This is a genomic window from Myxococcus sp. CA040A, from assembly GCF_013336725.1.
Lineage (GTDB): Bacteria > Myxococcota > Myxococcia > Myxococcales > Myxococcaceae > Myxococcus > Myxococcus llanfairpwllgwyngyllgogerychwyrndrobwllllantysiliogogogochensis.
In genome coordinates this window covers 1,587,029-1,599,637 of sequence record NZ_JABUMR010000001.1, presented here as the reverse complement: position 1 = coordinate 1,599,637, position 12,609 = coordinate 1,587,029, and the positions used below count along the sequence as shown (strand labels likewise).

9 protein-coding genes are annotated in these 12,609 nt (G+C 68.8%); 7 read left to right on the top strand and 2 right to left on the bottom strand.

Going from position 1 to position 12,609, the window contains the following annotated elements:
- The first annotated feature begins 335 nt into the window (after positions 1-335).
- From groES to HUA75_RS06520, 6 genes are all read left to right on the top strand, one after another.
- On the top strand, positions 336-626 hold the full coding sequence (groES, locus tag HUA75_RS06545; protein ID WP_002640434.1) for a co-chaperone GroES: 291 nt from the start codon (positions 336-338) through the stop codon (positions 624-626).
- A gap of 36 nt (positions 627-662) precedes the next feature.
- The gene (groL, locus tag HUA75_RS06540) at positions 663-2,306 is read left to right on the top strand and encodes a chaperonin GroEL (RefSeq protein WP_141644806.1); all 1,644 of its coding nucleotides are present in this window, start codon (positions 663-665) and stop codon (positions 2,304-2,306) included.
- Positions 2,307-2,452: 146 nt separating this feature from the next.
- Positions 2,453-2,710 (top strand): glutaredoxin 3, encoded by a 258-nt coding sequence (gene grxC, locus HUA75_RS06535; protein WP_141644805.1) that lies wholly within the window; start codon positions 2,453-2,455, stop codon positions 2,708-2,710.
- 96 nt (positions 2,711-2,806) lie between these two features.
- Positions 2,807-3,202, top strand: a complete 396-nt coding sequence (locus tag HUA75_RS06530; protein ID WP_174453592.1) for a hypothetical protein — start codon at positions 2,807-2,809, stop codon at positions 3,200-3,202.
- 587 nt (positions 3,203-3,789) lie between these two features.
- Positions 3,790-5,175, top strand: a complete 1,386-nt coding sequence (locus HUA75_RS06525) for a sigma 54-dependent Fis family transcriptional regulator (protein WP_141644829.1) — start codon at positions 3,790-3,792, stop codon at positions 5,173-5,175.
- 38 nt (positions 5,176-5,213) lie between these two features.
- Positions 5,214-6,416, top strand: coding sequence for a hypothetical protein (locus HUA75_RS06520; RefSeq protein ID WP_141644803.1), 1,203 nt, complete (start codon positions 5,214-5,216; stop codon positions 6,414-6,416).
- Between the two features lie 96 nt (positions 6,417-6,512).
- On the opposite strand, the gene smc is transcribed toward HUA75_RS06520, so the two are convergent.
- Entirely contained in the window at positions 6,513-10,112 is a 3,600-nt protein-coding gene (gene smc / locus HUA75_RS06515; protein WP_174485812.1) for a chromosome segregation protein SMC, read from the bottom strand.
- Between the two features lie 335 nt (positions 10,113-10,447).
- On the opposite strand from smc, the gene HUA75_RS06510 reads away from it, so the two are divergent.
- Positions 10,448-11,158 (top strand): hypothetical protein, encoded by a 711-nt coding sequence (locus tag HUA75_RS06510; protein WP_371746065.1) that lies wholly within the window; start codon positions 10,448-10,450, stop codon positions 11,156-11,158.
- 22 nt (positions 11,159-11,180) lie between these two features.
- Here HUA75_RS06510 and HUA75_RS06505 read toward each other — a convergent pair whose 3' ends face one another.
- A complete protein-coding gene (locus tag HUA75_RS06505) occupies positions 11,181-12,608 on the bottom strand; it encodes a hemolysin family protein (RefSeq protein WP_174485810.1) in 1,428 nt (475 codons plus the stop codon).
- Position 12,609: the final 1 nt, after the last annotated feature.

The window sequence follows — 12,609 nt, the reverse complement described above, 5'->3', positions numbered from 1 at the left end:
AAACCCGCTTTCAATGATTCCAGGCACTTGCGCTGGCACTCGACCACCCCGAGTGCCAATTTCCACGTGCGGGGCGACGAGCGGGCGTCCTTCCACGGCGGCGTGCGCGGCGGGGAAAAGAGCAGCAATGCCAGACGGTTGGCATGTCGGGGCACGGGCAGTCAGCGTCGCTTGACGGGTCGACTTCGCTGGTTATTATCCGCCGCGCCTAGGCGTTAGCACTCGCAAGGTGTGAGTGCTAAATGCCGCGGGTCGTCACGGCCCTTTTCAACCCCCAGTGGCGCCGAGAGCCGTCCGGAGATCCCGGACGGTGGGCGCCCATCAAGGAGCAGACCATGAAGATTCGTCCCCTGCAGGATCGGCTCATCGTCAAGCGGGTCGCCGAGGAGAACAAGACCAAGGGCGGCCTCTTCATCCCGGACACGGCGAAGGAGAAGCCCCTCGAGGGCAAGGTCATCGCCGTCGGCAACGGCAAGGTGCAGGAGGACGGCAAGGTGCGTCCCCTCGACATCAAGGCCGGCGACACCATCCTCTTCAGCAAGTACGCCGGGACCGAGATCAAGCTCGACGGCGAGGAGCACCTCATCCTCCGTGAGGAGGATGTGCTCGGCGTCATCGAGAAGTAATCCGTCCCCCACCCCTTCACTCAAGGAATTCCCATCATGGCGAAGGAACTGCTTTTCGACGTACGCGCCCGCGAGGCCATTCTCCGTGGCGTCAACATCCTGGCCGACGCGGTCAAGGTGACCCTCGGCCCCAAGGGCCGTAACGTCGTCATCGAGAAGAGCTTCGGCTCGCCCACCATCACCAAGGACGGTGTGACGGTGGCGAAGGAAATCGAACTGGAGAACAAGTTCGAGAACATGGGCGCGCAGATGGTGAAGGAGGTCGCGTCCAAGACCTCCGACGTCGCCGGTGACGGCACCACCACCGCCACGGTGCTGGCGCAGGCCATCTTCCGCGAGGGCGCGAAGCTGGTGGCCGCCGGGCACAACCCGATGGACATCAAGCGCGGCATCGACAAGGCCGTCGCGGTCATCGTCGCGGAGCTGAAGAAGCTGGCGAAGCCGACGAAGGACAAGAAGGAAATCGCGCAGGTTGGCACCATCTCCGCCAACGGCGACGCCACCATCGGCCAGATCATCGCGGACGCGATGGAGAAGGTCGGCAAGGAGGGCGTCATCACGGTGGAGGAGGCCAAGGGCCTGGAGACGACGCTGGACGTCGTCGAAGGCATGCAGTTCGACCGCGGCTACCTGTCTCCGTACTTCGTGACGGACCCGGAGCGGATGGAGGCGGTGCTGAACGACGCGCTCATCCTCATCCACGAGAAGAAGATCTCCTCGATGAAGGACCTCCTGCCCATCCTGGAGCAGGTCGCTCGCGCTGGTAAGCCCCTGCTCATCATCGCCGAGGAGGTCGAGGGCGAGGCCCTGGCCACCCTGGTGGTGAACAAGATCCGCGGCGTGCTGAACGTGTGCGCGGTGAAGGCGCCGGGCTTCGGCGACCGCCGCAAGGCCATCCTCGAGGACATCGCCACCCTGACGGGCGGCCGGATGATCGCCGAGGACCTGGGCATCAAGCTGGACACGCTGACCCTGCAGGACCTGGGCAAGGCCAAGCGCATCACCGTCGACAAGGACAACACCACCGTCGTCGACGGCGCGGGCAGCCAGCCGGAGATCGAGGCGCGCGTGAAGCAGATCCGCGCCCAGGTCGAGGAGACCACCAGCGACTACGACCGCGAGAAGCTCCAGGAGCGTCTGGCGAAGCTCGTGGGCGGCGTGGCCGTCATCAACGTCGGCGCGGCCACCGAGACGGAGATGAAGGAGAAGAAGGCCCGCGTGGAGGACGCGCTCAACGCGACCCGCGCGGCCGTCGAGGAGGGCGTGGTTCCTGGCGGTGGCGTGGCCTACATCCGGTGCCTCAAGGCGCTGGAGGGTCAGACGTTCGCCGAGGGTGAGAAGTTCGGCGTGGACATCATCCGCCGCGCCGTCGAGGAGCCCCTGCGCCAGATCGTCGGCAACGGCGGCCTCGAGGGCAGCGTCATCGTCAACAAGGTCAAGGAAGGCACGGGCTCGTTCGGCTTCAACGCCGCGACGGGCGCGTACGAGGACCTGCTGGCCGCGGGCGTCATCGACCCGGCCAAGGTGAGCCGCACGGCGCTGCAGAACTCCGCGTCCGTGGCGTCCCTGATGCTGACCACCGAGGCGATGGTGGCCGAGCGTCCGAAGGACGAGAAGGACGCCCCCGCCGGCGGTGGCGGCATGGGCGGCATGGGCGGTATGGGCGGCATGGGCATGTAGTCGCCCCCCACCCCGGTCCGTCCGGGGTGGACGCTTCACTGGCGGCCTCCGGTTCCTTTCAAGGAGCCGGGGGCCGTCGTGCTTTCATGCGCCCGGTGGCGCGCGAAAGGCCACGCCCTTACGTTGGGAATGAAGGAGGCGACACCGTGAAACCCGTGAAGATCTACACCACGAACTACTGTGGCTTTTGCGTCCGCGCGAAGGACCTGCTCAAGCGCAAGGGCGTGGACTACCAGGAGCTGGACGTCACCGGAGACGATGACGCGCGCGAGAAGCTGGTGGAGATGAGCGGAGGCCAGCGCACCGTGCCCCAAATCTTCATCGGTGACACGCACGTCGGCGGCTACTCGGACCTGGCCCAGCTCGACAAGGAAGGCAAGCTGGAGCCCATGCTCCAGGCCTGAGTCGCGAGCAGGCGGGCGAGCGCCCTTCACGGGGCCGCTCGCCGCGCCGTGCCTACCTTACCGCCATGGAACACCACCCCTTCTCGGGAGGCGGCAATGGCAGGTGAAGACGCGCACTACAACGTCATCAGCACGCTGTATCACCTGCTCAAGGGCGCCTCGACCGCGGAGCAGTTCATCCAGGACGCGGAGCGGGCGGGAGACCCGGAGCTGGCGCAGTTCTTCCGCGACTGGCGGGACGAGCAGCGCCACCTGGCCGAGCGGGCGAAGAACCTCCTGGGCGCGCGACTGGGGACGACGGAAAGGGCCGCGGCCACGGGCAGCGCCGGACGCAAGCGCGCGGCGGGCTCGGGCAAGTCCTCCCCAAAGGGACCGGTGGTCAGGGACCAGAGCAACGCGGGGGTGAAGTCCGGAGGAACCAGCTCGGATGATCTCGTCGACGAGCTTTCCAAGGAGTCATTCCCCGCCAGCGACTCGCCCTCGACGTACTGATTGGACCTCGCCCACGCGTGACACTGGATTCGCGGAGGGTGTTCGTCTTGGATGCCGGCCGTGAGCTTCTGGAACGGCCCTTCCCATCCTCCTGGACGACCTCCGCCGGCGCAGGCGCGGCTGCGGAACGCCCGAGGGCCGCACCGCGACACGACGCGGCGCCTGCACGGCGACGAACGTGCGCTGGTGGACAGTCCCAGGCACACCCCAGCACGAGGTCCCCAGGCGTCCATGGCGTACTGGGGCCACGTGGACGTGCGCCACCCCACCCTCCGACGCGTCCTCCCGGAAGTCACCGGGAAGGACGCCAGCATCCCCATCGCGCAAAGCACGGACGAGGGCCCAGGCCCCGCTCCGAAGCCACCGCGCGCTGGGGAGTCGTTCGCCCGGAGGCCCGAGCGGGGACACTCCGACGCGCCACCCCCGCCCCGGTCCACGCGCACGGGGCGCTCCTTCCGCAGAAGGCTGACGTGCAACAGCCTTCCGGGAAGATTCTTCCACTCATGCTGCCCTGACCAGTTCGGGCACGAGCACATGGTGCGTCGGGCTTGCCCGCCCGGTCCCCTCGCACCTAAAGAGGACCCATGATGGAGCCCAGGCCCGAGGTCACCCAGACCACCCAGACGGACAAAGAAGAAGGCCGCACCACCCGCATCCCCATTCACGAATGGACCGTGGAGGTGGTGTCTGGCCCCGACAAGGGCAAGAAGGTGACGACCCAGGATGGCTTGGTACGCGTGGGCTCGGACCCCGCAAGCGACCTGGTGCTGACGGACACCACGGTGAGCCGCCGTCACCTCGAGGTGGAGCGCACGCCGCGAGGCCTCCTGCTGCGCGACACCGGCAGTCGCAACGGAACCTTCCTCGACGGGCGACAGGTGCTTCAGGCGTACCTGGGCCGCGGAGACAAGGTCGAGCTCGGCAAGACGAAGCTGGCCGTGAAGGTGGCGGCGAAGCCCACCGAGGTGGAGCTCGCGGGCGCCGAGTCCTTCGGCGCGCTGGTGGGCTCCTCGGAGAAGATGCGGTGGGTCTTCACGGAGCTGCGGCGCGTGGCCCGCGAGGACATGAGCCTGCTCATCGAGGGCGAGACGGGCACCGGCAAGGAGCTGGCGGCGCGCGCGGTGCATCAGCACTCGTCGCGGCGGCATGGCCCGTTCAAGGTCGTCGACTGCAACCTCATCTCCGAGGAGAAGGCGGAGCGGGAGCTGTTCGGCGGTCTGCGCGCGAGCGACCCGGAGGACAAGGAGGCGCGCGGCGTCTTCGAGGCCGCCCGGGGAGGGACGCTCTTCCTGGATGAGGTCGGCGAGCTGCCGCTGATGGTGCAGGGCAAGCTGTTGCGCGTGCTGGACGCGCGCGAGGTGCCCTCGCTGGACGGCCAGCCCGTGCCGGTGGACGTGCGAGTCATCGCCTCCACGCACCGCAACCTGGAGGAGGACGTGCGCCAGGGCCGCTTCCGCGCGGACCTGTACTTCCGCCTCGCGGTGGCGCGCGTGCGCCTGCCGCCCCTGCGCACCCGCCGCGAGGACCTGCCCTCGCTGGCGCAGGCCCTGTCGCAGACGTTGCGCGCCAGCGTGACGCTGACGCCCCAGACGCTCGCGCTCTTCGAGGGCTATGACTGGCCGGGCAACGTGCGCGAGCTGCGCAACGTGCTCGAGCGCGGCGCGCTGATGGAGGAGACGGGCAACACCAGCTGGCTGGACTTCCTCGCCCAGCCCTCGCGCCGCCCGGAAGGTCAGCCGCCCGGCACCCACGTGGCCACGCTCGTCACCGGCATGCCGTACCACGAGGCGAAGGACAGGGTGCTGGCCGACTTCGAGCGCCTCTACTTCGCCGAGGTGATGCGCACGGTGGGCTTCGACATGAAGGCCGCCGAGCAGCGCACCGGGCTGTCCATGCAGAGCCTCTATCGTCTGCTCAAGAAGAACGGGCTTCGCCTCAAGGACCTCAAGAACGCCGAGGGCCTGGAGAAGTGAGTGCCCCCTCGCAGTTCCACCCCATGGAGAACAACCGCATGTTGCGTCGTCTCGTCGTAGCCTCCGTCGTCTTCACCGCCGCCTGCGCCGGTCAGCAGAAGCCCGCCGAGAGCGCCGACACGGCCGCCAAGCCGCAGACCACCGAGGAGCGCGTGCGCATTGGCAACCAGCCCGCGTTCGACGTGGCCACCTGCTTCCCGCGCGAGCTGACCCTGCCGGCGTCCAATCAGGGCGTGCTGGTGGGCGCCATGCTCACCACCCGGCCGGAAGTACTCGAGTGCCTCGTGTCCCCGCAGAACCGGGGCCCCGCCGAGAAGACGGTGGCGACGGTGAAGACCACCGTGACGGACGCGGGCGGCACCCACACCATCACCGGTGAGAACCTCACCCCCACGGGCACGCAGTGCATCCAGGCCGTGGTGGACAAGCTCGTCCAGCCCAAGCCCCTGGCCAAGGGCGCCCAGCCGCTGGAGTCCACGGCGACCTTCGAGCACGACACCACGGCCAGCGCCACGGTGAAGTTCGGCGTCAACGACGGCTCGGACTTCTCCGGCGCCGTCCGCCTGGCCCAGCAGGGCTGGTGCGACTGCTACGCCACCTACAAGGCGCAGACGCCGCCGGTGCTGACGTCCCACATGACGCTCACCAAGGGCCAGCCCGTCGCCGAGGTGACGTTCGACGCCTCCGGCAGCACCGAGGGTGACCAGCTCGCCGCGTGCCTCAAGACGAAGATTGTCGCCGTGCCCGCGAAGCTGTCCACGGACAAGCTCAGCTACCCGCACCGCTTCGTCCACTTCAACTCCGGAGCCACCGAGGCCGCCAGCGCCCTGCCCCCCCAGCTGCGCTTCTTCCAGCTGGAGGTCGTCCGCAACCAGCGCGCGGCGGACGCGGCCATCGCCTTCGGCGCCCGCGCCGCGGCGGCCGAGTCGTTCGAGGCCGTGGTGGCGAAGTACCAGAAGACCAAGGACTACAAGCTGTTCGACGAGCTGGCCGGCAAGTGCAACGCCCTGGTGGAGGCCGCGCAGGGTTGGGTGAAGGCGCTGGAGGCCCAGCAGGCCGTGGACCAGGCCTCCGTGGCGCTGGTGCAGGAGCTGAAGACGACGGACGCCGAGGGTTGGACGCCGGTGGAGACGGCCAGCCAGACGGCGCTGACCAACACCCAGAAGGACCTGACGGCCGCCCAGGCCCGCGCGGACGCGGACCAGAAGGCGTGCCCGAAGAAGTCCTACAAGGGCAAGTAGTCGGTAAGCAGTCCCCAGCGGGCTGAAACGCACGAAGGCGCGGGACCCGAACTTCCGGGACCCGCGCCTTCTGTGTTTCCAGCGTCGTGAGGACGACTACGCGCTGATCTTGTCGTCGTTGGCCGCGCTGGCCTCGCTGATGCGCACGCTGACGAGCTTGGAGATGCCCGGCTCCTCCATGGTGACACCGTAGAGGGTGTTGGAGACCTCCATGGTCCGCTTGTTGTGGGTGATGAGGATGAACTGCGACTGGCTGCTCATCTCCTTCACCATGTCGTTGTAGCGGCCCACGTTGCCCTCATCCAGCGGCGCGTCGACCTCGTCCAGGAGGCAGAAGGGCGTGGGCTTGATGAGGAAGATGCCGAAGATGAGGCCCACGGCGGTGAGGGCCTTCTCTCCACCGGAGAGCAGGTTGACGCTCTGCAGCTTCTTGCCCGGCGGCTGGGCGACGATTTCCACGCCCGGCTCGCCATTGGGGCCGTCGTTGGTGAGGACCAGGCTGGCGCGCCCACCGCCGAACAGGCGGGGGAAGATGGCCTGGAACTTCTCGTTCACCACGTCGAAGGTCTGCTTGAAGCGCTCGCGGCTGGTGGCGTCGATGCGGGTGATTGCCTCGCGCAGCTGACCCATGGAGGCCTGGAGGTCCGTCTTCTGCGCGATGAGGAAGTCGAAGCGCTTGGACAGCTCCGCGTGCTCGTCGATGGCGGTGAGGTTGATCTCCCCCATCTTCTCCACCTGGGCGCGCAGGTCCTTCAGCTCCGCCTCCGTCTCCGGCGCCAGGGAAGGCAGCAGGTGGTAGCGGTGCAGCTCCAGCGAGAGGTCCACCTGGTGCCGCTCGCGGATGCCGGCCGACAGGTGCTCCAGCTCCAGGGCAATCTCGCGCTCGCGCAGCGAAATCTGCGACAGCCCCTGCATCAGCTCCTCCACCCGACCGCGCAGCTCGCGGAACTGGGCGTCCTGCTCACGAACCTCTGTCGAGGCCGTGGTGTGCGCGGTGCGCCGCGTCTCCAGGCCCTCCGCGGCCACGCGGTGCTCTTCCACGCGCTGGGCCAGCCCCGCTTCCGTCTCCGCCGTGCGCCGCGCCAGCTCCTCCGTGCGCGAGCCCCCCTCCGCCAGCGTCGCCTGGAGGCGCGCCACGCGCGTCTCCATCTCCCGGCGCTGCGTCACCAGGCTGTCCAGCTCCTTGCGCGCGGACTCGCCGCGCTCGCTGCCCGCGGCGACCTTGATGCGCAGGCCCGTCAGCTCGCCATTGGCGGACTCGGAGCGCTGACGCAGCGACTCCTGCTCGGAGGAGAGCTGCCGGACGCGCTCCTCGCGCGACTCCCGGTCCGTCTGGCCGTGGGCCACCTCGCCCCGGCTCGTCTCCTCCTCGTTCGCCAGCGCCATGTGGCTCTGACCCAGCTGCCCGTCCTCCAGCTCCTGGGCCCGGAGGCGCTCGCGCACCTTCGCCAGGTCCTCGCCCGCCTTGTGCAGGTCCTTCTCCTGGCTGGCGAGGTTCACCTCCTCGGTGTGCTGGTTCTTCGCCAGCCCCTTGAGGACGCCCTCGGTGTGCCCCATCTGCTTCTGGAGCGTGTAGTGCCGGGTGAGGATTTCGTTGTAGCGCTCCTCCACCCGGGCCACCTCGGTGGCCAGCTCGGCGATTTCACGCTTCTTCTGGAGCGCGCCCACCGCCGCGCCCTCGCGCTCGCCGCCGACAATCGTCCCGTCCGCGCGGAAGACCTCGCCCTCCTGGGTGACGAGCGTGCACTGGGGACCACCGGCCTCCGAGTACGCACGCGCCGACGCCAGGTCCTGGACGATGACCACATCTCCCAGCAGCATCCGCACCACGGGCGCCAGGGCCTCCTCGCACGTCACCTCGCGCAGCGCGTGGGCCAGCACACCCGGGCGCTCGAAGTCCGGCTCCAGCACGGGCTGCAGGGTGTCCAGCATGGGCACGGGCAGGAAGCTGCCGCGGCCCTCCGCGTGGCCCTTGAGGTACTCCACCAGCTCCACGCCCTTGTCGCGGCTCTCCACGATGACGTGCTGGAGCCGCTCACCCAGGGCCGCTTCCACGGCGCGCTCGTAGCGCTGGGTGACGGTGAGCACGTCCGCCACGAGGCCGAAGATGCCCTGCTCCCGGGCCACCGTGCCGGCGCGCATCATCACCGCGCGCACCCCCCGGTCGAACCCGTCGTAGTTCTTCTGGATGTCCTCCAGGGACGACAGGCGGCTGCGCTTGTCGCTCAGCTCCTCGCGCAGCGCGATGACCTGGATTTCGTTCTCCGTGAAGGTCGCGCGCGTGCGGGTGAGGGCCTCTTCCTCCTGCCCCTTGCGCTCGGCGAGCTCCGCGGCGAGGTGCCGGGTGTCCTCCACCCGCTTCGCCACGTCGCCGCGCACCGACTCCAGCTCCGTCTCCTGCGCGCGCAGCCCGTCCAGCTCCGCCTGGAGCCTGGCCCGACGCGCTTCCAGGTCGGTGCGCTGACGGGCCAGGTTGACCAGGTTGCTCTCGTGGTTGGCCAGTCGGGTGGCCACCGCCACCAGCCCGGCGCGCTCCTGCTCCAGCCGCAGGGCGACCTCTGTCTGGAGGTGGTTGACGCGGCGCAGCTCCTCCTGCGCCACCTGCATCGCCACCTCGTCCTCCTTCCACGAGCCGGCGATGCCGGACAGCTCCGCCTCGCGGGCGGCCATGGCGTCGGACATCTCCGCCTGCCGCGCCAGCAGCCCGTCCAGCTCCGCCCGGGCCTGCATCACGCGGCTGTTCGTCTCGTCGTAGTCACGGCGGCCGTAGGCCAGCTCCTGCGTGTCGCGCTGCACGGAGCTTTCGAGCGCGTGCACCTCCGCGGCCAGCGTCTGGAGGGCGGCGGCTTCCGCGTCCAGCTCCGCGCGGCGCCGGGTGATGGCCTCCTCCAGCTCCTTCACCCGGTCCAGGCTCTCTCGCTCCTCGGAGCCCAGGTTCTGCAGGCGTGACTGGAGGACCTGCTTCTCCGCCAACAGCTCCAGGTGGCGGTGGCTGGCCGCGTGCAGGTCGATGTCCCGCATGCGCTGCTTGAGCTTCTTGTATTTCTCCGCCTTCTTCGCCTGGCGCGACAGCGCGTCCAGCCGCTTCTCCAGCTCGCTGGTGATGTCCGTCACGCGCAGGAGGTTGGCCTCGGTGGCCTCCATCTTCCGCTCGGCGGCCTTGCGGCGGGCCTTGTACTTGGTGACGCCCGCGGCCTCCTCCAGCAGGTGGCGCCGGTCCTCCGGCTTGCTGGAGACGATGAGGCCCACGCGGCCCTGCTCGATGATGGAGTAGGCCTTGGTGCCCACGCCCGTGCCGAGGAACAGCTCGGTGATATCCAGGAGCCGGCACAGCGTCTTGTTGATGAGGTACTCCGAGTCCCCGTTGCGGAACAGGCGCCGCGTGACGGTGATCTCCGAGTAGCCCTGGTACTGGGGCGACAGCTGGTCCGTGTCATCCACCAGGAAGGTGAGCGACACCTCCGCCATGGACAGGGGCGGCTTGTTCTCCGAGCCGTTGAAGATGACGTCCTCCATGCCACGGCCACGGAGGTTCTTCGCGCTCTGCTCACCCATCACCCAGCGGATGGCGTCCACGACGTTGGACTTTCCACAGCCGTTCGGGCCGACGATGCCGGTGACGCCCTCGTCGAAAGTGAAGACGCTCCGCTCCATGAACGACTTGAAGCCGGTGATGTCCAACCGCTTGATACGCATGCCAGCGGGCTCCTGGAAGAGGCGCGAGGTACGAGGTGAAAAGTGAGCGCGAGGCCGAAAAATCGGCCTCGGAACGATCAGCAGGAGTACCAGCCGCCATCCAGGCGATCAAGCGTGACCATGCCACGCGTGGCCATACGTTCGGCTGCTTGCCCTTCAAACGGGCCAGAGGCGGGCAGGAGGGTCCTCTCTTGGACTTGCGCCCTGGCCGCCCCACCCTACCTTCCCATTGACATTCCTGGAGGTTGCGTACGTACCAGCCCTTTCTTGCCCTGACGCTCCTCATGGGAGCGTCCCCTACGCCGGAGGTAACACCCCGGTCTGACACGCAGGCGGTGGAAGCCCCGGCCCCCTGCCCCCACCCGTATTTCCCGCTGGAGGAAGGGCTGACGCTCACCTACCGGGCGGGCAAGTCGTCGCAGATGGTCATCAGCACCCACGGCGTGACACCCACACCCGAGGGGCTGCGCGGCAAGGTCGCCGTGAAGCTCAAGGGCCGCCAGGGCGAGACGGACGCCACCTGCACCGCCGAGGGCATGAGCACGGGCCTGGGCGGCCTGGAAGGCACGCTGCTGTCCGCGTCCGGCATGGATGTGCAGGTGGTGAGCTCGGAAGGCATGGCGGTGCCCGCGCTGACGAGCATGGTGCCCGGCGGCTCGTGGAAGAACAGCCTGTCGGTGAAGCTCCAGCCCCCCGCGGGCAAGACGGGCGGCATCCGGCCCATCATCGCCACCACGTTCGAAAAGGAGTCGACTGTCGTGGGCGAGGAGGAGGTCACCGTGGCGGCCGGCACGTTCAAGGCGCTGAAGGTGAAGAACATCGTCACCGCGCGCGCCAGCCGCCCTGGCTCCGAGGGCCGCTCCATGGAGAGCTATGTCTGGTTCGCGCCGGGCGTGGGCATCCTCAAGTTCGCCACGGCGGAGAGCACGGACCTGGAATTGCTCAAGGTGGAGCGTCCCCAACCCGTGCAGGCCAAGTCCTCCAGCAAGGCGCGCCGGCCCGTGAAGAAGGCCGCGGCCGACATGAAGGTGCCCTCGGCGCCCTGAACCCGGCGGCCGGGGCAGACAGCTAGGTGGACTCGCCGCCCGACGACGAGGCGGGGGGTATCTCTCCTGGAGAGCCCTGGGACGGCTCTCCCGGGCCGGACGAGGACGACGACTCCGTGGCCGAGCGAGGGGCGGCGCGGGACTGGGGCTCCACCGTCACGCGCACCACGCGGGGCCCGTCCACCTCCTCCACCAGGATTCGCCACATATCCAGCCGCAGCGAGTCCCCCTTCTCCGGGACGCGCCCCAGCTTCGCCATCAGGAAGCCGGCAATCGTCGTCACCTCGCCCTCTTCGTCCTCATCGAGGTCGAAGCTGACGTCGAGCCGCTCCTCCAGGTCATCCAACTGCGCCGTGCCGGGAAGCTCGAAGCGCCCGCCCGGCAGCGAGCGGACCTCATCCACCCGCCGGCCCAGCTCCGCCACGTCGCCCACGACTTCGGCCACCACGTCCGCGATCGTCACCAGGCCCGACGTGCCGCCGTGCTCGTCGACGACAAGGGCCGTCTGACGACGGCGGCGGCGGAACTCCGCGAGCAATTGCTCCAGCGTCGCGTTCTCCGGGATGAAGAGCACCGGCCGCTGCACCTGCGCCAGGCTGCGCAGCTCACCGCGAGACAGGAGGAAGAAGAGGTCCTTGGCGTTCACCACGCCCTCCACCTCGTCCAGGTTGCCCCGGCACACCGGCAGCCACGTGTGCCCCGCGGCGCGCGCGTCCGCGATGCACTTCTCCAGCGGCTCCTCCACGTCCAGGAACTTCACCTGGTTTCGCGGCACCATCACCTGCCGCGCCGTCTTCTGCGCCATCTCCAGCGCGCGCTCCAAAAGCTCCGCGCGCGCCGTCGTAATCGCCCCCGCCTGCGCGGAGCTGTGGAGGATGACGCGCAGCTCGTCCTCGCTGTGCGCCTCGTGCGCCTCTCCCACGGAGTGGAGGCCGAAGATGCGCAGCACCCAGGCCGCCAGCCCGTTGAGCAGGATGATGGCCGGATAGAACAGGAAGTAGAACGCCCGCATCGGCAGCGCCACGGCCAGCGTGGTCGCCTCCGCGCGCTGAATCGCCAGGCTCTTGGGCGCCAGCTCTCCCAGGACGATGTGCAGGAAGGTGATGATGCTGAAGCCGATGACCACCGACACGGTGTGAGCCAGCGTGGGGCTCGCGCCCTCGGGAACCAGCCGCGTCAGCACGGGCTCCAGGAGCTTGGCGAAGGCGGGCTCACCCAGCCAGCCCAGGCCCAGCGAGGCCAGCGTGATTCCGAACTGCGTGGCGGACAGGTACGCGTCCAGCTTCTCCACCATCCGCAGCGCCTGCGCGGCGCCCGGCGTGCCCTCGTCCACGAGCGACTGCAGGCGCGTGGCGCGAATCTTCACGATGGCGAACTCGGTCGCCACGAAGAAGCCGTTGGCGAAGACCAGGAGGATCGCCAGCCCCAGGAACACCCATTCCATTCCCATG

Excerpts from the sequence above, each read along its gene's own strand:
- HUA75_RS06520 (WP_141644803.1), top strand. The coding sequence starts at position 5,214 with ATGTTGCGTCGTCTCGTCGTAGCCTCCGTCGTCTTCACCGCCGCCTGC.
- smc (WP_174485812.1), bottom strand. The coding sequence starts at position 10,112 with ATGCGTATCAAGCGGTTGGACATCACCGGCTTCAAGTCGTTCATGGAG.
- groES (WP_002640434.1), top strand. The coding sequence starts at position 336 with ATGAAGATTCGTCCCCTGCAGGATCGGCTCATCGTCAAGCGGGTCGCC.
- HUA75_RS06505 (WP_174485810.1), bottom strand. The coding sequence starts at position 12,608 with ATGGGAATGGAATGGGTGTTCCTGGGGCTGGCGATCCTCCTGGTCTTC.
- groL (WP_141644806.1), top strand. The coding sequence starts at position 663 with ATGGCGAAGGAACTGCTTTTCGACGTACGCGCCCGCGAGGCCATTCTC.
- HUA75_RS06525 (WP_141644829.1), top strand. The coding sequence starts at position 3,790 with ATGGAGCCCAGGCCCGAGGTCACCCAGACCACCCAGACGGACAAAGAA.
- HUA75_RS06530 (WP_174453592.1), top strand. The coding sequence starts at position 2,807 with ATGGCAGGTGAAGACGCGCACTACAACGTCATCAGCACGCTGTATCAC.